Raw genomic sequence first — 21,569 nt, 5'->3', positions numbered from 1 at the left:
GCGAATGGTCGGATGAAAGTGGAGACGGGCGACATAAGCGGGTCTGAACTGGGATTTCCCGGAGAAGTGGAGGTATGGGCGAGAGAGTGTGGAAGGTCGGTGAGTTTGCTTCGCAAGGAGCGAAGGTGGTCGAATGCCTTTCCGATTGAACGTCGGGTGACGTCATACGATCATGGGGTGTTTCGGGCATGCTGGGCCGTTGGCTGGGAAACCGTAAGAACGCACGAGGGGTGTCCCCCGTCTCGGCGGTCCCGGTGCCCCCATCCGCCGGCGTCCTGAGCTGCCGGGTCCTCGACCTGGTGAACGAGCCCGTGCGGAACGCGGAGTTGACGGTCACCGACGCGGTCGGACGCCCGGTCGTCAGCGGTGGCACCGACCCCTTCGGCCAGTTCGTGGCGACCGTGCCGGTGGGCGACTACCGCGTGGTGGTCGAGTCCGAGGGGTACACCCCCTACCGGGGGAGCGCCACCGTTCCGGAGGGCGCCCACGTCCCGGTCGGCGACGTGCTGCTCCAGCCGGTGCCGCCGCAGGCGCTGCCCGGCGCCGGAGACTGGACGATCGATCCGACCCACTCCTCCGTCGCGTTCACCGCGCGCCACATCGGACTGGCACGCATCCACGGCCGGTTCAACACCTTCGCCGGCGCCCTGCGGATCGGCGAGCGGATGGAGGACTCCGCCCTCCACGTGGTGATCGACGCGGCCTCCATCGACACCAACGTGAAGATGCGGGACGACCACCTGCGGTCGGGGGACTTCCTGGACGTGGAGCGCTTCCCCACCCTGGAGTTCTACAGCGACCGGTTCGTCCACCGGGGCGGCAGCCGCTGGCACCTGGTGGGAGCGCTGTCCCTGCACGGCGTGACGCGCACGGTGACGCTGGACACCGAGTACCTGGGCCTCGGCAACGGCATGGAGGGCGAACCCCGGGCCGCCTGCCGGGCCACCACCGAACTGCACCGCGACGACTACACCATCACCTGGCAGACCATGCTGGCCCGGGGCATCGCGGCGATCGGCCCCAGCATCGAGGTCGCCCTCGACATCCAGGTCGTGCCCAAGGGCTGACGGCGACCGGACCCCGCCGGCGCGGGGGCCCGCCCCGGTGCCGGACAATGGCCGGGTGAGCGACGTGAGACACGTGCTGGTGTTGCCCGACCGGGACGCCGCGGAGGAGGCGGCCGAGGCCCTGGCCGAGCGGTTCGGGGTGCGCGAGGAGCCCCAACTCGTCCGGGACGCCCTGGCCGGGGAGGACGACGCCGAGGACGCCCAGTGGCTGGTGGTGGTCGAGGACCCGCAGGGCCGGCTCGATCCGCGGGGCCTCGACGACTTCGCGGCCGAGTGGGAGGGCTGGCGCGAGGAACCCTGACCGCGTCCGCCGCCGGACCGGCGCCCGTCGCCGTGCGCCGGGGAGCGTCAGTGGGACGTGGGATGCTGGGGCGTGATGGCCAAGAAGACCGCAACCGACGATCCGCTCGCCCCCGTCACGCTCGCCGTGGGCCAGGAGGACCTCCTCCTCGACCGCGCGGTGCAGCAGGTGGTGGCCGCCGCGCGGGCCGCGGACGCCGACACGGACGTCCGCGACCTCACCTCCGACCAACTCCAGCCCGGCACCCTCGCCGAGCTCACCAGCCCCTCGCTCTTCGCCGAACGCAAGGTCATCGTCGTCCGCGGCGCCCAGGACCTCTCCGCCGACAGCGTCAAGGAGCTGAAGGCGTACTTCGGCGCGCCCGTCGAGGAGATCACCTTGGTGCTGCTGCACGCCGGCGGGGCCAAGGGCAAGGGGCTCCTGGACGCGGCACGCAAGGCGGGCGCCCGTGAGGTGGCCTGCCCGAAGACGACCAAGCCCGCCGACCGGCTGGCCTTCGTCCGCGGCGAGTTCCGCGCGCTGGGCCGGTCCGCGACCCCGGAGGCGTGCCAGGCGCTGGTGGACGCGATCGGCAGCGATCTGCGGGAGTTGGCGTCGGCGGCGGCCCAACTCGTCGCGGACGTCGAGGGCACCATCGACGAGGCGGTCGTGGGCCGGTACTACACCGGCCGGGCGGAGGCGTCGAGCTTCACGGTCGCCGACCGGGCCGTCGAGGGGCGGGCCGCGGAGGCGCTGGAGGCGCTGCGCTGGTCCCTGTCGACCGGGGTCGCCCCGGTGCTGATCACCAGTGCGCTGGCCCAGGGGGTACGGGCGATCGGCAAGCTCTCCTCGGCCCGCGGCGGCCGGCCCGCCGACCTCGCCCGTGAGCTGGGCATGCCGCCGTGGAAGATCGACCGGGTCCGTCAGCAGATGCGCGGCTGGACCCCGGACGGGGTGGCGGTGGCGCTCAGGGCGGTCGCGGAGGCCGACGCCGGGGTCAAGGGCGGTGGCGACGACCCGGAGTACGCCCTGGAGAAGGCCGTGGTCGCGATCGCCCGGGCGGCCCGCTCCCGCCGGAACTGAGAAGCCGTCCGCGCACGCCGAGGGCCCCGCACCGCGCCTGGGGAAGGCGGGGTGCGGGGCCCTCGGTCCACGATGGTGAGCCGGTACCCGCGTGGCGAACGCAGGCCGCGTACCGGTTCGAGGTGCCGGACGGGAGCGGAAGAGAGGGCCCGCTGGGTCCCCTCCGGCGTCAAGTCGATGCGGCGGGTCGAGTGCGTGACGGCGTCACGACCCGGTCCGTACCGCGGTCCCGGGCGTGGGGGCGGGCCCCACGCGCACGGTTCAGCCCTTGAGGGCGGCGACCTGGGAAGCCAGCGCCGACTTCTTGTTGGCGGCCTGGTTCTTGTGGATGACGCCCTTCGAGACGGCCTTGTCGAGCTTGCGCGAAGCCTCGCGCTGCGCGGCGGTGGCCTTCTCGACGTCGCCGGCGGCGACGGCCTCGCGGGTGCGACGGATCGCGGTCTTCAGAGAGGACTTGACGGCCTTGTTGCGCAGCCGGGCCTTCTCGTTGGTCTTGATCCGCTTGATCTGGGACTTGATGTTCGCCACGAAGGAGCCTTTTCAGGTTCAGAGGCGAGCACGGGACGGGACCCGCACGCGCCGGTGATGTCTTTCGTCGGTGGCGCCACGGGCCGGGGCCGTACGGGACGGTCGGACCGGGGTGCCGTGCGGACCGTCGGGACTCCGGCGTTCCGCCTCGTGTCCCCGGCTGAGAGGGCAGGAGACACAGCGGCCCAGGCTACCAGTCGGCCCGCGGGCGGCCCAAACCGGCCGCAGTCCGCCACCCATGGGACGATGGGGGCTACGTAACGATCCGAGCCGAGGCGTGAGAAGCCTCAAGAGACAGGACCCTGCGTGCCCGCGACCTCTCAGCATGTGCCAGAGCCCAGCCGTACCGCCCCGGCTCTGATCCGCAATTTCTGCATCATCGCGCACATCGACCACGGCAAGTCCACGCTAGCCGACCGCATGCTCCAGCTCACCGGGGTGGTCGAGCAGCGGCAGATGCGCGCCCAGTACCTCGACCGCATGGACATCGAGCGGGAGCGCGGCATCACGATCAAGTCCCAGGCGGTCCGACTGCCCTGGGCGCCGACCGAGGGCCCCGACCTGGGGACCACCCACATCCTCAACATGATCGACACCCCGGGACACGTGGACTTCACGTACGAGGTGTCCCGCTCGCTCGCCGCCTGCGAGGGCACCGTCCTGTTGGTGGACGCCGCCCAGGGCATCGAGGCGCAGACCCTCGCCAACCTGTACCTGGCGATGGAGAACGACCTCACGATCATCCCGGTGCTCAACAAGATCGACCTGCCGGCCGCCCAGCCGGAGAAGTTCGCCGAGGAACTGGCGAACCTGGTGGGCTGCGACCCCGACGACGTCCTGAAGGTCTCGGCGAAGACCGGGGTGGGCGTCGACGCCCTGCTCAACCGGGTCGTCGCCGAGGTGCCGCACCCGGTCGGCGTCGCCGACGCGCCCGCCCGCGCGATGATCTTCGACTCGGTCTACGACTCGTACCGCGGCGTCGTCACCTACGTCCGGGTCATCGACGGCCAGCTCAACAAGCGCGAGCGCATCCGGATGATGTCCACCGGTGCCACCCACGAGCTGCTGGAGATCGGCGTCAGCTCGCCCGAGATGCTGCCCGCGGACGGGCTGGGCGTGGGCGAGGTGGGCTATCTGATCACCGGCGTGAAGGACGTCCGGCAGTCGAAGGTCGGTGACACCATCACCAGCCAGCACAAGGGCGCCGAGGAGGCCCTGGGCGGCTACAAGGACCCGAAGCCGATGGTCTTCTCCGGTCTGTACCCGCTGGACGGCTCCGACTACCCGGACCTGCGCGAGGCGCTCGACAAGCTCCAGCTCAACGACGCCGCGCTGGTCTATGAGCCGGAGACCTCCGCCGCGCTGGGCTTCGGCTTCCGCGTCGGCTTCCTCGGGCTGCTGCACCTGGACGTGGTCCGGGAGCGGCTGGAGCGGGAGTTCGGCCTCGACCTGATCGCGACCGCCCCCAACGTGGTCTACCGGGTGACCATGGAGGACGGCACCGAGCACGTGGTCACCAACCCGAGCGAGTTCCCCGAGGGCAAGATCGACGAGGTGTCCGAGCCGGTGGTGCGGGCCACGATCCTCGCGCCCAGCGAGTTCATCGGCTCGATCATGGAGCTGTGCCAGGCGCGGCGCGGTGTGATGCTCGGCATGGACTACCTCTCGGAGGACCGGGTCGAGATCCGCTACACCCTGCCCCTCGCGGAGATCGTCTTCGACTTCTTCGACCAGCTGAAGTCGAAGACCCGTGGCTACGCCTCCCTCGACTACGAGCCCACCGGCGAGCAGACCGCCCAGCTCGTCAAGGTGGACATCCTGCTCCACGGCGACAAGGTGGACGCCTTCTCGGCGATCACCCACAAGGACCAGGCGTACGCCTACGGGGTCCGGCTGGTCGCCAAGTTGCGGGAGCTCATCCCGCGGCAGAGCTTCGAGGTGCCGGTGCAGGCCGCGATCGGCTCCCGGGTGATTGCCCGGGAGACCATCCGCGCCATCCGCAAGGACGTCCTCGCCAAGTGCTACGGCGGTGACATCTCCCGGAAGCGCAAGCTGCTGGAGAAGCAGAAGGAGGGCAAGAAGCGGATGAAGATGGTCGGGTCCGTGGAGGTCCCCCAGGAGGCGTTCATCGCCGTGCTCTCCAGCGACGACGGCGGCAAGGCCAAGAAGTGAGCTGACCCGCACGACCGGCGTCCCGCGACGGGCCCGCTGCCACGGTGACGTGGCGGCGGGCCCGTCGCCACGTCCACCGGCCGCACCTCGCCGGACCCCGGCGGGCCCGGCCGTGTCCGCACCGATCGAGAACCGTTACCGGCCGCCGCGTCCGGCCCCTTACGCAGGGGGAACGTCCGTCCTAGTCTGATCACTGCCCGGTAGTTACTTGTGAGTCAAGCAGGCAGTCACCCCCAGCCGCACCAGCCGCACACAGTTCGGACGCACCACGCACTGTCGCGGGCCCGGAGGACGTCGTGAGCGACAACCAGACCCTGATCGAGAACCGGCCGCCCTCGGTGGCCCACCTGTTCCAGGACCGCGTCGAACGGACCCCGGACGCCGAGGCGTACCGGTATCCGGTGCCTCCCGCCTCCGGCCGGGGCCCCGACGAGTGGCGGTCCCTGACCTGGGGGCAGACCGCCGAACGGGTGTACGCCATCGCCGCCGGGCTCGTCGACCTGGGCGTGGCGCCCGAGGAACGGGTCGCGCTGATGTCCGCGACCCGGGTGGAGTGGATCCTCGTCGACCTGGGCATCCTGTGCGCGGGCGCGGCCAACACCACCGTCTACCCGCAGACCACCGCCGCCGAGGCGGCGTACATCGTCGCCGACTCCGGCAGCCGGGTGCTCGTCGTGGAGAACGTCGAACACCTCGCCGCGGCCCGGGCGTCCCGCGAGCACCTGCCCGAACTGGCCCGGGTCGTCCTCGTCGACCCCGAGGGGTACGCACCCGACCCGGACGACCCCGAGGGCTGGGTGCTGACCCTCGCCGAACTGGAGGCCCGGGGCACGGCCCTGCTCGCCCGGCGGCCGGAGGCGGTCCGGGAACGCGTCGCGGCGATCACCGCCGATCGGCTCGCCACCCTCATCTACACCTCCGGCACCACCGGCCGCCCCAAGGGCGTGCGCCTGCCGCACGGCAACTGGTCGTACCTGGCCAAGGCCATCGCCGGGACCGGCCTGGTGCGCGAGGACGACGTCCAGTACCTGTGGCTGCCGCTCGCCCACGTCTTCGGCAAGGTGCTGCTCTCCTGCCAGATCGACCTGGGTCACGTCACCGCGGTGGACGGCCGCATCGACCGGATCGTCGAGAACCTGCCGGTGGTCCGGCCGACGTACATGGCCGCGGTGCCCCGGATCTTCGAGAAGGTCTACAACGGGGCGGCGGCCAAGGCCCGGGCGGGCGGCGCCGCCAAGTACCGGATCTTCCAGTGGGCCGCTGCCGTCGCCCGCGAGTACGCGCGCGCCTCCCAGGACGCCCTGCGCCGCACCGGGCGGGCCGAGGTCCCGCTCGGGCTGCGCTCCCGGCACAAGGTGGCCGACGCCCTCGTCTACGCCAAGCTGCGCGAGGCGTTCGGCGGTCGGCTGCGCGCCTGCATCTCCGGGTCGGCGGCCCTCGCCCCCGAGATCGGGTACTTCTTCTCCGGCGCCGGCATCCACGTCCTGGAGGGCTACGGCCTCACCGAGTCCTCCGCGGCCTCCTTCGTCAACCGGGCCGGGACGTACCGCACCGGCACGGTCGGCAAGCCCTTGCCCGGGACCGAGGTGCGGATCGCGGAGGACGGCGAGGTGCTGTTGCGCGGCCCCGGCATCATGGCGGGCTACCACGGGCTGGACGAGAAGACCGCCGAGGTGCTGGAGAGCGACGGCTGGCTGCACACCGGGGACATCGGGGTGCTCTCCGAGGACGGGTACCTGAGGATCACCGACCGCAAGAAGGACCTCATCAAGACCTCCGGCGGCAAGTACGTGGCCCCGGCCGAGATCGAGGGTCGGCTCAAGGCGCTCTGCCCGTACGTCTCCGCCGTCGTGGTGCACGGGGTGGACCGCAACTTCTGCAGTGCGCTCGTCGCCCTCGACGAGACGGCGATCCTGGGGTGGGCGGCCGAGCACGGCCTCGCCGACCGCAGCTATGCGCAGGTGCTGGCCGAGCCGGCGACGACGGCCCTCGTCGAGGGGTACGTCGACGAGTTGAACCGGGATCTCCAACGCTGGCAGACCATCAAGAAGTTCCGCATCCTGCCGCGCGATCTGGACGTCGAGCACGGGGACCTGACCCCGAGCCTGAAGCTGAAGCGGCCGGTGGTGGAGCGGGAGTTCCGGCACCTGCTGGACGAGATGTACGCGGGCACGAAGGAAGCCTGAACGCGCCCGGGGCGCACGGCGGAACCGACGGCGGTCGGTTGCTACCGTGCGCCCCCTGTGTGTGCTGTGCTTCCGACTCCGGCGCACCCCCGTGCTCGGGGTGCCCTCGCTCCCTGCGGTCGTGCTCCCGCCCAGGGGTTGAATCCCCGGGCCCGGGCCGGCCGCCGGAGCCCCGGCGGGGCGACCGGAGACACCCTGCGGTGCTGCTGGTCCCTGCATGATCGGCTCCCGAGGGCTTCCGCCCGGGCGGGCGAGCGTGTCCGGGGTACGCCGTTCGCGGTAGCCGGTTCGCCGGCCGTGCAGGGGATGTCCTCGTCCTGTCGAGCGCATCCTGCTCCACCGTTCGGGGTGACCCAGTTCGGTCACTCGGTGCGTATGGGCACGGTCGGTCTGTCACCCTGTCCTTGTCGCCCGAGGCACATTCGTCCGAAGTTCCCAGCAGCCGTAGGAGTGGGGTCCGTTCCGATGCGACGGGAGAGCACGGTCCGTGCCGGAGTGGCCGGAGCCACCGGTGTACGTCGAGCAAGGGGGCGCGCGGGCGCGCGCGTGGCACGCACATCACTACCAGGGAATTCCCTGGCGCCCTCGGCCGCGCGGGTGTTCGCCCGTGAGGTCCTCGGGCGGTGGGCCCGCGACGGTGCGGCCGAGGAGGGCGCGGAGGCTCCGGAGGGCCTACCGCCGGCACCCGGGATACCGGACCGTCTGGTGCAGGACGCGACCCTGCTGGTCAGCGAGTTGGTGACCAATGCCGTCGTCCACGCCGGCACGGACGTGGGGCTGCTCTGCCGTTGGGAGGAGCATGCTCCGGAGGACGTCGACGCGTTCGACGCCCGGGACGACCGGGACCCTTCGGAACGCCGGGGCGACCCGGAGGACCAGGGCGACCGGGACACCGTCACCCCGGACCCGCCCCGCACCGAGGCCCCGCATGCACCGGCGCACGCTCCCGCGCATGCGGAGGTCCCCGCACCGGACGCCGATCCCCTGCCGGGCCCGGCACCCGCGTCCGAAGCCGCCGGGGACCCGGACGCTCCCGGCGCCCACCCGCCCCGGACCGTCGACGGACGGGCCGCCGCGGACGGTCCGGAGGCACGGGGCGCCCTGGTGATCGAGGTCTCCGACCTGCACCCCGCCCGCCCCATCAACGGCGCCACCGCGGCCCGCACCAGCGACGCACCCGAGTACGGCCGGGGCCTCCAACTCGTCGCCCGCCTCGCCACCGCCTGGGGCGTGACCTACCGGCCCGGCACCAAGACCGTGTGGGCCCGTCTCCCCGCCCGCCCCCGCGGCTTCGGCCTGCCCGGTGTCCTCGCCGACGCCCGGGGCGCGGTGGACGAGGTGGTCATGCCCGGCTACGAGGCGGTGGCGGGCTACGGGGTGATGGCCGGCTCCCCGCCCGAGGGCACCCGCCCCACGGGTCCCGGCTGGGCCGCGGTGCCCGCGGCCGGTGGGGACGGCACCTCCGGCCCGGCCGGCCCGCTGCCCTCCGGCCCGGCGCTCACCCTGCCCCCGCGCGCCTCCGCCGACGCCACCCGGTGGGCGCCGGGCGGCGAACCCGACTGGGTGGGGCGCGGCGCCCTGTCGTTCCTGGCCGAGGCGTCCGAACTGCTCGCCGGGCAACTGGACGAGGACCTGGTGGCCACGCTCGCCGGTCAGCTCCTGGTGCCCCGCCTCGCCGACTGGTGCGCGGTCTGGCTCAGCGACGAGGCCGACCGGACCGGCTCCGGCACCGGCACCCTGCCCCCGGGCCACCACCGGCTGGCCCGGGTCTGGCACGGCAGCGAGGACCGGATCGAGGAACTGCGCCGGGCGCTGGAGAAGGAGCCCCCGGTGCTCACCGGCGACCCGCTGCGCACCGGCGGCGTCCCGGTGCGCTGGCCCGGCGCCGCGCTGGGGTCCGGCGAGTCCTTGGGCGCCGCCGTGGCCTTCCGCCTGGTGGTGGCCGGCCGCCTGCTCGGCACCCTGCTGATCGGACGCTCGGGGCTGCTGCGCTTCCCCGACGAGGTGACCGGCCTGGTCGAGGACTTCTGCCGCCGGGTCGCCCTGGCGATCGGGGCGGCCCGCCAGTACACCCGGCAGGCCACCATCAGCCGGGTCCTGCAACGCGGTCTGCTGCCCAGTTCGGTCGCCGAGATCCCGGGCATGCGCAGCGCCCTGGTCTACGAACCGCGGGAGCGCGGCGGCCCCGGCGGGGACTTCTACGACGTGTTCCCGGCCGGCCCGGGCCGCTGGTGCTTCGCCCTCGGCGACGTCCAGGGCAAGGGACCGGAGGCGGCGGTGGTGATCGGGCTGGCCCGGCCGTGGCTGCGGCTGCTGGCCCGCGAGGGGTACGCGGTCGGCGAGGTCCTCGACCGGATCAACCGCCTGCTGCTGGACGACGCCACCGAAGCCGCCGAGGCGGGGGCGCGGGCCCTCGCCGGCGCCGAGGGCGGCCCGCTGCCGCCCGAGGGCTTCATGCCGCGCTTCCTCACCGCGCTGTACGGGGAACTGGTGCCCACCCCGAACGGGGTCCGCTGCACCCTGGCCTCCGCCGGCCACCCGCTGCCCCTGGTGCTGCGCCCGGACGGGGAGGTGTCCGTGGTCAGCCGGTCCCAGGTGCTGCTGGGCGTGGTCGAGGACGCCACCTACCGGGCGGACTCCTTCGTCCTCGCGCCGGGTGACACCCTGCTGTGCGTCACCGACGGGGTCACCGAACGCCGCAGCGCCGACCGCCGGCAGTTCGACGACGGGGAGGGGCTGACCGTCGCCCTGGCGGGCTGCGCCGGCCTCTCCGCCGACGCCATCGCGGCCCGGCTGCGGGAGCAGGTGCACGCCTTCGGCGACGAGGCCCCGGAGGACGACCTCGCCATCCTGGTCCTCCAGGCCGTGTGACCGGACCGTCCCCCGACCGGTGCGGGCGCACCGCCGGGACGGGGGACAATGGGTGCATGCCTGCCGTACTCCCCGAGGGCGAGGCCGTGCCCGAGACCGGGGCGCTGCCCGCCGATGCGCTCGTCGGCGCCGCCGACCGGCCCCTCGGGTTCTACCTCCACGTCCCCTACTGCGCGACCCGCTGCGGGTACTGCGACTTCAACACGTACACCGCCACCGAGCTGCGCGGCACCGGCGGCGTCCTCGCCTCCCGCGACAACTACGCGGCGACCCTGGTGGACGAGGTCCGCCTGGCCCGCAAGGTGCTCGGCGACGACCCCCGGCCGGTGCGGACCGTGTTCGTCGGCGGCGGTACCCCCACCCTGCTCGCCGCGGACGACCTGGTGCGCATGCTCGCCGCGGTCCGCGACGAGTTCGGGCTCGCCCCCGACGCCGAGGTCACCACGGAGGCCAACCCGGACTCCGTCGACCCGGCGTACCTGGCCGCGCTGCGCGAGGGCGGCTTCAACCGGATCTCGTTCGGCATGCAGAGCGCCCGACCGCACGTCCTGGAGGTGCTGGAGCGCACCCACACCCCGGGCCGGCCCGAGCGCTGTGTCGCCGAGGCCCGGGCGGCCGGCTTCGACCACGTCAACCTGGACCTCATCTACGGGACCCCCGGCGAGTCGGACGAGGACTGGCGCGCCTCCCTGGCGGCGGCGATCGGCGCCGGCCCGGACCACGTGTCGGCCTACGCGCTGATCGTGGAGGAGGGCACCCGACTGGCCCGGCGGATCCGCCGCGGCGAGATCCCGATGACCGACGACGACGTGCACGCCGACCGGTACCTGATCGCCGAGGACGCCCTCGCCGCCGCCGGCTACACCTGGTACGAGGTCTCCAACTGGGCCACCTCCGAGGCCGGCCGCTGCCTCCACAACGAGCTGTACTGGCGGGGCGCGGACTGGTGGGGCGCGGGCCCCGGCGCGCACAGCCACGTCGGCGGGGTGCGCTGGTGGAACGTCAAGCACCCCGGCGCCTACGCCACCGCGCTGGCCGAGGGGCGCTCCCCGGGCGCCGGCCGGGAGCTGCTGTCGGCCGAGGACCGGCGGGTGGAGCGCGTCCTGCTGGAACTGCGGCTGAGCGAGGGCTGCCCGCTGGAGCTGCTGAAGCCCCGGGGCCGGGCGGCGGCCGACCGCGCCCTCGCGGACGGGCTCCTCGAAGCCGAGCCGCACCGCCGCGGCCGGGCGGTGCTGACCCTGCGGGGGCGCCTGCTCGCGGACGCGGTGGTCCGGGACCTCGTGGACTGAGGACACCCCGGCGCGCACGCCGGCGCCCGGCGGTCAGGGAGCGCCCAGCTCCAGCACCAGACGGGCCGCCGAGGTGGTGGTGGAGGCCGAGGCCCGGCAGGCCACCACGGCCCGGGTGGCCAGGGTGGCCGCCCGGACCAGGTGCAGCTCGGGGGGCCGGCCCTCGGGCGTGTGCAACCGGGCCCACACCCAGGTCGTGGTGGCGCTGACCTCGGTCGTTCCGGTCCGCTCCCCGTACAGCAGCCGGGTGGCACCGCCCACCGAGGTGGTGCGCAGGGCCGGGACCGCGTCGAGGTCCGCGGTGAGCGTGCCGTCCGCGGCCAGCCGCCACCGTGCGCGTCCCAGCCGGTCGGCCAGGTCCCGGGCCGTGCCCGGTGGGGTGCCCGACAGCGGCGTCACCGTCCGTACCCGCACGGTGCGGAAGGCGCGCTCCCGCTCCGGCGCCGGAGCGGCACCCGACGGAGGAGGGGCCTCGAAGGACGGCAGGTCGGTCGGCGGCGAGGGCGGCGCGGGGGCGGATCGGCTCGGACAGGGCGAGGGCAGGTCCCCGGGGCCCGCCGAAGGCGTCGCCGAAGGGGCCGGCCCGTCGGACACCGTGCCCGGGCCGGCCGGCCCGGGCAGCAGCCCGAGGCACAGCAGCACCACCGGGAGCAGTGCCCCCGTCGCGTACGCCCCGCGCGGGAGCCCGCCGCGCTCCCCGCCGTGCCACCCCCACCCCCGCGGCCACCGGCGGGCCACCAACGGCCACCCGACGAGGGCTACCAGGACGCCCCACCACAGCGGCCCTGCGGCCAACTGGTCGTGGGCGAGCCGCAGGGCGGCGCCCCAGGCGGCGTCCCAGCCGTCCCACTCCCCGCCCAGCAGCCGGAGGGCCAGCGCCCCGCCGAGCAAGTCGAGCAGCGCCTCCACGAGCACCGCGGCCGGCCACCACAGGACCAGCAACACCTGACGGGCCCACCGATCGGGCTCGGCGGCGAACCAGCGGCGCAGCCGGACCGGCGGGTGGTACAGCCGGGCCAGCCCACCCGGCGCGCCCCGCTCCACCCGGTCGAACCCGCGCCGCAGCGTCTGCCGGCCGGCGGCCTGCCCCGCGTACCGGTCGGCGGCCAGTTCCGCGGACCACAGCGCGCCCACCACGACCAGCAGCAACTTGGGCACGGCCAGGAGCACCAGCACCGCCTGCGCCCCCATCAGCGGAGCGGTCGGGTTCCCGTCCAGGAACAACAGGGCCACCGGCACCACCCCGAAGGCGAGCAGCAGGTACGGCCAGAGCACCACCAGCGCGACGAAGGGACTGCCGAGCCCGCAGACGTGCTGCTCCCCGGCCCGTAGGTGCCCCAACTCGTGCAGCAGGGCCGCGCGGGCCGCGTCCCGGTCCTCGTCCCAGAGCGTGACCATCGGCACGAAGACGCCGACCCGGGCGGTGCGCCGCCCGCCGGGGTAGACCCGGGCGAGCTGCTGCACCTGGTTGCTGACCCGCAGGACGGTGCCCGGCGCGCGGGCGGTGAGGAAGCGCTGCATCTCCGCGTAGACGACCGCCGTGTCCGGCGCCACCCGAGGGTCGTCCGGGGCCATCAGCCCGTTCCACCGCTCGACCAGCCGCATCCGGACCCGGGGCGACAGCAGCACCAGGGCGGCGGCCAGGGCCACGGCCAGGGGCAGGGACTGGACCAGGGTCAGGACCCCGACCGTGAGGCGACCGCCCCCGCCGACCTCCTGCCACTCCCGCACCACCGCCGCCGCCCGTCGGTGCGAGGCGAACAGCCCGGTGGGGGCCTGCGCCGCGAGCAGCACCACGATCAGCCACAGCCAGGGCGGCGGCCCCCAGACCGTCCGTCGCCCCCGCCCGCCGTCCACCACGGGGGGCGTGGTCACCGTCCGCCGGTCCCCGTGGCTCCGCCCGGACGGCGCAGCAGTTTCCCGGTGATCCGCCGCAGCCGGTCACGGCGCGAGGCCCGCACCGGCGCCGGCGGCTCGGCGGCCACCAGGGCGTCCAGGAAGGCCGCCACCTCCTCGGGCCGTTCGGTGGTCAGCAACCGGTGGACCAGCCGGGAGACCAGCGCCTCCGCCGTCGCGGGATCGACCCGGCGGGCCCGGAGCCGTTCGTAGGCGCGCACCGCCGCCGCCACGACCTCCTCGTTCGGGCCCTCGCCGACCGCGGGGGCGGCTCCCTCGTCCGCCGGCCGCCCGGACCGTTCGACGTGCTGCCGCAGGGCCAGGGCCAGCGCCGCGGTGGCGACCGCGTTGTTGACGTACGGGCTGCCGAGGGCGGCCTTCAGCGCGCCCCCCGCGTACGCCAGCGCGTCCAGCAGGTGCGGCAGCACGGTCTCGATGCCGCCGCCCAGCCCGCCCGGTGCGTGCCGCCCGGTGCGGAACAGGTTCCGGCGCTCCGTCCCGCCGGCCGCGTAGGCCCGGGTGAGCTGGGCGGCCACCGAGGTCTCCCGGCACCCGGCCCACCGCGCGACGCGCACGCCCCATCCGTCGAGCGGGTCGGCGCCCGGGGCGGGCCGCGGGTGTCCCGGCCGTCCGGTCGGTGCGGTGTCCGTCATGAGGCACTCCCCGTGAACGTGAAGCGGAAGGTGAGCAGGCCGTCCTGGGTGGTGCCCTGCGCGGTCAGCGACAGACCGCCGTCGTCCAGCCGCCCGTCGAGGGTGGTGCCGGCGGCGAGGGCGTGCGGATGGGCGCCCGGGAGCTGCCCCAACTCGGGTCGGCACGGCACGAGTTCCGTGGACCAGTTGAACAGGTTCAGCGCCACCGCCTCCTGGATGTGCGGGTCCGTGAGCCGCCCGGCCAGCCGACCGTCCGACCAGTCCAGGTCCCAGTACGTCAGCAGCAGGTTCGGGTCCCGCGGGTTCCCCGAGAGGTCCTGGCCCGAGGTGGTGCTGACGGCGGCCGACCACAGCGACAGGGCCCCGGAGTCGGAGGGCTGCCCGACGGCGAGGACCAGGGAGAACGGGTTGTCCTCGGTGAATCCGCCGCCGGTGCGGGGCCGGCTGAGGCTGAGCGTGCCGGGCAACGAGTAGGTCGCGCGGTCCGCCGATCGGCGCGCCCCGCCCGCCCCACAGTAGTCGTGGACCTCGACCGACACCTCCGCGGTGCCGGCGTACTCCCCGCCCCAGAGCGCGGCGGCCCCCGTCGTCCTCTCCGTCGTCCCCTCCGTCGGCGGCTCCCCGGCGGCCGAGGGCGAGGTCGGCGGCTCCGCGGCGGTCGAGGGTGCCGGAGCGGACGGGGCGGCGGGCGTCGGAGACGGGGGCCCGGATGCCACCCCGGACGCAGAGGGCGGTACGGACGTCGAGGGCGGGGCGCTGCTCGCCGACGCCCCCGACGCGGAGGGCGCAGCCCCGGACGGCGCCGGCCCCCCGTCGCCCGAGCAGCCGGTGAGCAGCGCGGCCACCAGCAGGGCGAGCCCTGCCCCGACCGGTCGCCGCCCCGGTCCGGACCGGTGTGCCGCAGGTCTTTCGCCCGCCTCGACCATGGCGTCCCCCTTCCCCTCCCGGGGTGCGCAGGGGCTCCCCGGGCAGGCGATGGTATAGGCGCCTGGGCCCGTCAACTAAGGCTTTCTGCAAGCTTGTTGACTCATTCTTTTCCCAGGTGGGGCGGGTGTTCAGGGTGGGGCGGTGCTTCGGCAGGTGTGCCTTGGGATTCCGGTGTTCACGGCCTTCCGGTGGTCTGCCTGGGACCCGGGAGCCCATCGAGAGGGAAGGTGGCGATGGTGTCGTTGACGCGCCGGGCCCGGGTGGATGCGAACCACGCCTGGGCGCGGGGGCAGACGTGTCCGATGACGGTCCGCATGTCCGCTACGGTGACCCTGAAGACCCGATCGGCCTCTGCTCGCACGCTGACGGGTCAAGGGCGGACCCTCGGCCTCTTGTCGGGGCCCTAGCTGAACCCCACCGTGACGTGGTCGATGAGGTGCTCGACCGGACCCAGCAGCTCCGGTTCCAGGTCCTGGTAGCTGTGCACCCGGGACAGGACGTGCTGCCAGGCGGCGCCGGTGTGCGGGGGCCAGCCGAGCGCCGCGCACACCCCCGTCTTCCAGTCCTGGCCCCGGGGCACCCGGGGCCAGGCCGCGATGCCCAGGGCGGCCGGCTTGACCGCCTGCCAGACGTCCACGAAGGGGTGGCCGACGACCAGGGTGTGCGGATCGGTCACGGCGGCGGCGATCCGGGACTCCTTGCTGCCGGGCACCAGGTGGTCGACGAGGACCCCGAGGCGGGCGTCCGGTCCCGGGGCGAACTCGGCGACGATCGCCGGCAGGTCGTCCACCCCCTCCAGGTACTCCACCACGACCCCCTCCACCCGGAGGTCGTCCCCCCACACCTTCTCGACCAGTTCCGCGTCATGGCGGCCCTCGACGTAGATGCGCCCGGCGCGTGCGACCCGCGCACGCGCCCCCGGCACGGCAACGGAACCGGAAGCGGTGCGGGCGGGGCGTTGCGGGGCCGGCCGGCCGGGGCGGACCAGGGTGACCGGTGCCCCGTCGATCAGGAAGCCGCGGGGCGCCATCGGGAAGACCCGGTGCTTGCCGAACCGGTCCTCCAGGGTGACGGTCCCGGCCTCCACCCGGACCACCGCCCCGCAGAAGCCCGTGTCGACCTCCTCCACCACCAGGTCCACCTCGGCCGCGACCTCGGGCACCGCGGCCCGCTTCTTCCAGGGCGGAGTCAGGTCCGCCGGGTACTGACGCATTCCGAGACGATAGAACGCCGGTCGGTCCCGCCCGGAACGGGGCGCGCGGACGGTGGCGCAAGCCCCCGGATCCGCCCGCCCTCACGCCCCTCAGCCCGGGCGCCCCGCCCCTCAGCCCGGGCCCCCCGCCGCCCCGTCGGCCCCGGGCGTCCCCGGAGCCCCGTCGTCGGGGGCGCACCGGGCGTGGAGCTCCGCCCGCTGGGCCCGGACGAAGTCCGCGTCCACCACGGCCCCGTGCCCAGGCACGTACCGCCCGTGCGGACCGCCGAGGGCGAGCACCCGGTCCAGCGCCCCGGGCCAGCGGTCCGGCCAGGCGTCGGGGCCGGCCTGGGGCTCGCCGGACTCCTCGACCAGATCGCCGCAGAACACCACCGGGGGACGTCCGTCGGACCGGTCGCCGACCACCACGACCAGGTCCTGCCCGGTGTGCCCCGGGCCCACGTTCGCCAGGACCACCGACACGCCGCCCAGGTCCAGGGCGCACACGTCCGCCACCTCGAACCCGGGGGCGCGCAGCGCGCCGGCCGCCGCCGCGGCCTCCGCCGGGGCGACCCCGTGCCGCACCGCATCGGTCCGCAGCTCCTCGCGCCCGGTCACCAGGACGGTCCCGAGCCCGCCGGCCCCGTGGACCTCGGCGTCCCGAAACGCCGCCGCCCCGAAGACGTGGTCGAAGTGCGGATGGGTGAGCGCGATGTGCGTCACACCCCGCCCGCCCAGCAGCCGCCCCGTCTGCTCCCGCAGTTCCGTCCCCTCCCGCAGGGTGGACCCGGCGTCCACCAGCAGGGCGCCGTGCTCGCCCGCCACCAGTCCGACCGTGCAGTCCCAGCCGGGCAGCCTGCGCCGTCCCACCCGCGGAGCGATCCGCTCCCAACCCTCCGCCGTCCAGGCGATGTCCCGTGTCGTTCGCATGCCGCGACGCTAGATCACCGTCCCCGCGCCCGGGTCGGCGACAGCCGCACGTGTCACGGCCTTGCTCCGGGCACGCCCACCGGCCGTACACTTGGCTGGGGACGCTGGCACTCGAAGGTGATGAGTGCCAAGCTCCGGTCCACCGGGCCGGGCGGGTCCACCGCTGGGGCAGACGGAGCTGGAGGTGCGCGATGCTCAGCGAACGCAGGCTGGAGGTGCTGCGCGCCATCGTCCAGGACTACGTCGGCACCGAGGAGCCGGTCGGCTCCAAGGCGCTGACCGAGCGGCACAGCCTCGGCGTGTCCCCGGCGACCGTGCGCAACGACATGGCGGCGCTGGAGGAGGAGGGGTACATCGCCCAGCCGCACACCAGCGCCGGGCGCATCCCCACCGACAAGGGCTACCGCCTGTTCGTGGACAAGCTGGCCGGCGTCAAGCCGATGACGGCCCCGGAACGCCGGGCCATCCAGAACTTCCTGGACGGCGCGGTGGACCTCGACGACGTGGTGGGCCGCACGGTCCGGCTGCTCGCGCAGCTGACCCGACAGGTCGCCGTCGTGCAGTACCCGTCCCTGACCCGCTCCACGGTGCGGCACGTGGAGCTGCTGTCCTTGGCCCCGGCCCGGGTGATGCTGGTCCTGATCACCGACACCGGCCGGGTCGAGCAGCGCATGGTGGACTGTCCCGCCCCCTTCGGCGAGACCTCCCTCGCCGATCTGCGGGCCCGGCTCAACAGCCGGGTCGCCGGCCGGCGTTTCACCGACGTGCCGCAGTTGGTGCAGGACCTGCCCGAGGTGTTCGACGCCGAGGACCGGGGCAGTGTCTCGACCGTCCTCTCCATCCTGTTGGAGACGCTGGTCGAGGAGACGGAGGAACGGTTGATGATCGGCGGCACCGCCAACCTCACCCGTTTCGGACATGACTTCCCCCTCACCATCCGGCCCGTGCTGGAGGCGCTGGAGGAGCAGGTCGTGCTCCTCAAGCTCCTCGGCGAGGCCGAGTATTCGGGCATGACCGTAAGGATCGGTCACGAGAACGCCCACGAGGGACTCAACTCCACGTCCGTGGTGTCGGTGGGCTACGGTTCGGGCGGCGAGGCAGTCGCCAAGCTCGGCGTGGTCGGCCCGACCCGCATGGACTACCCGGGAACGATGGGAGCAGTACGCGCAGTGGCACGTTACGTCGGACAGATCCTGGCGGAGTCGTAAGTGGCCACGGACTACTACGCCGTACTCGGCGTGCGCCGCGACGCGTCCCAGGACGAGATCAAGAAGGCGTTCCGGAGGCTCGCGCGCGAGCTGCACCCGGACGTCAACCCCGATCCGAAGACCCAGGAGCGGTTCAAGGAGATCAACGCCGCCTACGAGGTGCTGTCGGACCCGCAGAAGAAGCAGGTCTACGACCTCGGCGGCGATCCGCTGTCCCAGTCGGGCGGCGCCGGCGCCGGCGGCTTCGGCGCGGGTGGCTTCGGCAACTTCTCGGACATCATGGACGCCTTCTTCGGCACGGCGTCCCAGCGCGGCCCGCGCTCCCGCACCCGGCGCGGGCAGGACGCGATGATCCGGCTGGAGGTGGAGCTGGACGAGGCGGCCTTCGGGACCACCAAGGACATCCAGGTCGACACCGCCGTCGTCTGCACCACCTGCAACGGCGAGGGCGCCGCGCCCGGAACCAGCGCCCAGACCTGCGACATGTGCCGCGGCCGGGGCGAGGTCTCGCAGATGACCCGGTCCTTCCTCGGCCAGGTCATGACCTCGCGGCCCTGTCCCCAGTGCCAGGGCTTCGGCACCGTGGTGCCCACCCCGTGCCCCGAGTGCGCGGGCGACGGCCGGGTCCGTTCCCGCCGCACGCTGACCGTGAAGATCCCGGCCGGTGTCGACAACGGCACCCGCATCCAGCTCGCCGGCGAGGGCGAGGTGGGCCCCGGTGGCGGTCCCGCCGGTGACCTCTACGTCGAGATCCACGAGCTGCCGCACGCGGTCTTCCAGCGGCGCGGCGACGACCTGCACTGCACGGTGACCATCCCGATGACGGCCGCCGCGCTGGGGACGAAGGTGCCGTTGGAGACGCTGGACGGCCTGGAGGAGATCGACATCCGGCCCGGCACCCAGTCCGGCCAGTCGATCCCGCTGCACGGTCGCGGGGTGACCCATCTGCGCGGCGGCGGTCGCGGTGACCTGATCGTCCACGTCGAGGTGCAGACCCCCGCCAAGCTCGATCCGGAACAGGAACGGCTGCTGCGGGAGCTGGCGAAGCTGCGCGGCGAGGAGCGACCGACCGGTCAGTTCCAGCCAGGTCAGCAGGGCCTGTTCTCCCGGCTGAAGGACGCGTTCAACGGCCGTTGACCGTAGTGCGGTCGCCACGCTCCGTGAGGTGCGCCCCTCCTTCCGAGGCCCGGAAGCGAGGGGCGCACTCTTGTCAACACCCGTGTGGAGCAGGGGAGTGGCCGACAATCGCCGCTGTGCGGCTGGTCCAATCCTCAAGTACGCCACTGACCAGCGACAGCGGCCCCTCGTGGCCGATATGTAGAGGAGTACCGGCGGCCGAATATGCCAAATGTACGGCTGGATTCGGACTTGTGTGGCGGACGTGACAACATGCGTCCATGTCCTCCGCGCTGACCGATCTCTTTTCGCGCCCGATCGTGCAGGCACCCATGGCGGGTGGGGTGTCCCGGCCGCAGCTCGCCGCTGCGGTGTCCGATGCGGGCGGACTCGGCTTCCTCGCCGCCGGATACAAGACGGCGGACGGCATGTACCAGGAGATCAAACAGCTGCGGAGCCTGACGGGCCGACCCTTCGGGGTGAACGTGTTCATGCCCCAACCGGAGTACGCGGACCCGGCGGTCGTCGCCGTCTACGGCCACCAACTCGCCGGCGAGACCACCTGGTACGACGTCGAACTCGGCGACCCGGACCACGGCCGCGACGACGGCTACGACGCCAAGCTGGCGATCCTCCTCGACGACCCGGTGCCCGTGGTCTCCTTCCACTTCGGCTGTCCCACCCGCGAGGTCATCGACGCCCTGCGCAAGGTCGGCACCCTCACCCTGGTCACCGCCACCACCCCGGAGGAGGCCCGCACCGTGGAGTGGGCCGGCGCGGACGGCGTCATCGCCCAGGGCGTCGAGGCCGGCGGCCACCAGGGCACCCACCGCGACAGCCTCGACAACGACGCCGCCGGCATCGGCCTGCTCACCCTGCTGCCCCTGATCCGGGCCCAGGTGGGAATACCCGTCATCGCCGCCGGCGGGCTGATGCGCGGCGCCCAGATCGCCGCCGCCCTCGCCGCCGGGGCGGACGCCGCCCAACTCGGCACCGCCTTCGTGCCCACCCCCGAGTCCGGTGCCCACCTCATGCACAAACAGGCCCTCACCGACCCGCTGTACGTCCGCACCGAACTCACCCGTGCCTTCACCGGTCGCCCCGCCCGCGGCCTGGTCAACCGCTTCCTGCGCGAACACGGGCCGTACGCCCCCGCCGCCTACCCGCAGGTGCACCACCTGACGGCACCGCTGCGCAAGGCCGCCGCCAAGGCCGTCGACCCGCAGGGCATGGCACTCTGGGCCGGGCAGGGGCACCGGCTCGCCCGCGAACTGCCGGCCGGGGAACTGGTCGAGACGCTGACCGCCGAGATCGAGGACGCCGCGGACGTCCTGGCCCACGGGAGGACCGCATGACCGCACCCGTCTTCGTCGTACCCCCCTTCGACGAGAGCTTCGCGGCGCCCGGCGGACGGTACGTCCTCGACGGGCCCGAGGGTCGCCACGCGGTGTCCGTGAAGCGGCTGCGCCCCGGCGAGGACGTCGTCCTCACCGACGGCCTCGGCCGCTGGGCCGACTGCTCGGTCATCGGCTCCGAGGGCAAGGACCGACTGATCGTCCTCCTCTCCTCCTACTCCGAGGAACCCGTGGAGAACCCGCGGGTCACCGTGGTCCAGGCGCTGCCCAAGGGCGACCGCGGCGAACTCGCCGTCGAGACCATGACCGAGACCGGCGTGGATGCGATCGTCCCCTGGAGCGCCGCCCGTTGCGTCACCCAGTGGCGCGGCGACCGGGGTGCCCGCGCCCTCGCCAAGTGGCGCTCCACCGCCCGCGAGGCGGGCAAGCAGTCCCGGCGGGTGCGCTTCCCCGAGGTCTCCGAGCCGATGACCACGAAGCAGGTCGCCGCCCTGCTGGCGGCCGCCGACTTCGCGGCCGTCCTGCACGAGGACCCCGAGTACGGCAGCGAGCCCTTCGCGACCGCCGAACTCCCCGCACGGGGCGAGATCGTCCTCGTCGTCGGACCCGAAGGCGGCGTCTCCCCGGAGGAGTTGGCGGCGTTCACCGAGGCCGGGGCGGGCGCGTACCGACTGGGCCCCAGCGTGCTGCGCACCTCCACCGCGGGCACCGTCGCCACCGCGCTGGTGCTCAGCCGCACCGGCCGCTGGGACTGACGCCGTCCGGGAGCCATCGGAAACCGAGCCGAAGCGGGCACCGAAACGCCCCTGAGCTGGC

The 21,569-nt window shown here is 73.9% G+C and carries 18 protein-coding genes; 12 read left to right on the top strand and 6 right to left on the bottom strand.

Features of this window, described 5'->3' with window-relative positions; genetic code table 11:
* Positions 1-188: 188 nt before the first annotated feature.
* From ACSMX9_RS07350 to holA, 3 genes are all read left to right on the top strand, one after another.
* Positions 189-1,067, top strand: coding sequence for a YceI family protein (locus ACSMX9_RS07350; protein ID WP_351238692.1), 879 nt, complete (start codon positions 189-191; stop codon positions 1,065-1,067).
* A 55-nt stretch (positions 1,068-1,122) separates the two neighbouring features.
* Positions 1,123-1,368, top strand: coding sequence for a hypothetical protein (locus ACSMX9_RS07345; RefSeq protein ID WP_351238690.1), 246 nt, complete (start codon positions 1,123-1,125; stop codon positions 1,366-1,368).
* 75 nt (positions 1,369-1,443) lie between these two features.
* On the top strand, positions 1,444-2,430 hold the full coding sequence (gene holA / locus ACSMX9_RS07340; protein WP_445400950.1) for a DNA polymerase III subunit delta: 987 nt from the start codon (positions 1,444-1,446) through the stop codon (positions 2,428-2,430).
* Positions 2,431-2,691: 261 nt separating this feature from the next.
* On the opposite strand, the gene rpsT is transcribed toward holA, so the two are convergent.
* Positions 2,692-2,958, bottom strand: a complete 267-nt coding sequence (gene rpsT, locus ACSMX9_RS07335) for a 30S ribosomal protein S20 (protein WP_351238686.1) — start codon at positions 2,956-2,958, stop codon at positions 2,692-2,694.
* Between the two features lie 306 nt (positions 2,959-3,264).
* Between rpsT and lepA the strand changes: the two genes are divergently transcribed.
* The 4 genes from lepA (at position 3,265) to hemW (ending at position 11,476) form a co-directional block, all read left to right on the top strand.
* Positions 3,265-5,130, top strand: coding sequence for a translation elongation factor 4 (lepA, locus tag ACSMX9_RS07330; protein WP_445400948.1), 1,866 nt, complete (start codon positions 3,265-3,267; stop codon positions 5,128-5,130).
* Positions 5,131-5,426: 296 nt separating this feature from the next.
* Complete coding sequence (locus ACSMX9_RS07325) at positions 5,427-7,316, top strand: AMP-dependent synthetase/ligase (protein ID WP_445400946.1); 1,890 nt, start codon at positions 5,427-5,429, stop codon at positions 7,314-7,316.
* A 546-nt stretch (positions 7,317-7,862) separates the two neighbouring features.
* The gene (locus ACSMX9_RS07320; protein WP_445400944.1) at positions 7,863-10,187 is read left to right on the top strand and encodes a SpoIIE family protein phosphatase; all 2,325 of its coding nucleotides are present in this window, start codon (positions 7,863-7,865) and stop codon (positions 10,185-10,187) included.
* A 56-nt stretch (positions 10,188-10,243) separates the two neighbouring features.
* Positions 10,244-11,476, top strand: a complete 1,233-nt coding sequence (gene hemW, locus ACSMX9_RS07315; protein ID WP_445400942.1) for a radical SAM family heme chaperone HemW — start codon at positions 10,244-10,246, stop codon at positions 11,474-11,476.
* A 33-nt stretch (positions 11,477-11,509) separates the two neighbouring features.
* On the opposite strand, the gene ACSMX9_RS07310 is transcribed toward hemW, so the two are convergent.
* The 3 genes from ACSMX9_RS07310 to ACSMX9_RS07300 are packed head-to-tail and all read right to left on the bottom strand — an operon-like array spanning position 11,510 to position 14,564.
* A complete protein-coding gene (locus ACSMX9_RS07310) occupies positions 11,510-13,351 on the bottom strand; it encodes a hypothetical protein (protein WP_445400940.1) in 1,842 nt (613 codons plus the stop codon).
* Complete coding sequence (locus tag ACSMX9_RS07305; protein ID WP_445400938.1) at positions 13,348-14,025, bottom strand: hypothetical protein; 678 nt, start codon at positions 14,023-14,025, stop codon at positions 13,348-13,350. Before ACSMX9_RS07305 ends, ACSMX9_RS07310 begins: the two co-directional genes overlap by 4 nt.
* Positions 14,022-14,564 carry a hypothetical protein gene (locus ACSMX9_RS07300; RefSeq protein ID WP_445400936.1) on the bottom strand — a complete coding sequence of 181 codons (543 nt, stop codon included), beginning with the start codon at positions 14,562-14,564 and terminating at the stop codon, positions 14,022-14,024. Before ACSMX9_RS07300 ends, ACSMX9_RS07305 begins: the two co-directional genes overlap by 4 nt.
* Before the next feature lie 7 nt (positions 14,565-14,571).
* On the opposite strand from ACSMX9_RS07300, the gene ACSMX9_RS07295 reads away from it, so the two are divergent.
* Positions 14,572-15,009, top strand: a complete 438-nt coding sequence (locus tag ACSMX9_RS07295) for a hypothetical protein (RefSeq protein ID WP_445400934.1) — start codon at positions 14,572-14,574, stop codon at positions 15,007-15,009.
* Between the two features lie 346 nt (positions 15,010-15,355).
* On the opposite strand, the gene ACSMX9_RS07290 is transcribed toward ACSMX9_RS07295, so the two are convergent.
* Positions 15,356-16,165 (bottom strand): DUF3097 domain-containing protein, encoded by an 810-nt coding sequence (locus tag ACSMX9_RS07290; RefSeq protein WP_351238670.1) that lies wholly within the window; start codon positions 16,163-16,165, stop codon positions 15,356-15,358.
* A gap of 111 nt (positions 16,166-16,276) precedes the next feature.
* Complete coding sequence (locus tag ACSMX9_RS07285) at positions 16,277-17,074, bottom strand: MBL fold metallo-hydrolase (protein WP_445400932.1); 798 nt, start codon at positions 17,072-17,074, stop codon at positions 16,277-16,279.
* 191 nt (positions 17,075-17,265) lie between these two features.
* Here ACSMX9_RS07285 and hrcA point away from each other — a divergent pair, with 191 nt between their 5' ends.
* The 4 genes from hrcA to ACSMX9_RS07265 all read left to right on the top strand — a co-directional run bounded on the left by hrcA (position 17,266) and on the right by ACSMX9_RS07265 (position 21,508).
* A complete protein-coding gene (gene hrcA / locus ACSMX9_RS07280) occupies positions 17,266-18,282 on the top strand; it encodes a heat-inducible transcriptional repressor HrcA (RefSeq protein WP_445400930.1) in 1,017 nt (338 codons plus the stop codon).
* Positions 18,283-19,419: a molecular chaperone DnaJ gene (dnaJ, locus tag ACSMX9_RS07275; protein WP_351238664.1), complete on the top strand. Its 1,137-nt coding sequence runs from the start codon at positions 18,283-18,285 to the stop codon at positions 19,417-19,419. It abuts the gene before it with no gap.
* A gap of 260 nt (positions 19,420-19,679) precedes the next feature.
* The gene (locus tag ACSMX9_RS07270; RefSeq protein ID WP_445400928.1) at positions 19,680-20,753 is read left to right on the top strand and encodes a nitronate monooxygenase; all 1,074 of its coding nucleotides are present in this window, start codon (positions 19,680-19,682) and stop codon (positions 20,751-20,753) included.
* Positions 20,750-21,508, top strand: a complete 759-nt coding sequence (locus tag ACSMX9_RS07265; protein ID WP_445400926.1) for a 16S rRNA (uracil(1498)-N(3))-methyltransferase — start codon at positions 20,750-20,752, stop codon at positions 21,506-21,508. Before ACSMX9_RS07270 ends, ACSMX9_RS07265 begins: the two co-directional genes overlap by 4 nt.
* Positions 21,509-21,569 lie beyond the last annotated feature (61 nt).

The organism is Streptomyces sp. LE64 (genome assembly GCF_052606915.1).
The sequence above is the reverse complement of the archived record's forward strand: the minus strand, read 5'-3'. Positions and strand labels throughout refer to the sequence as shown.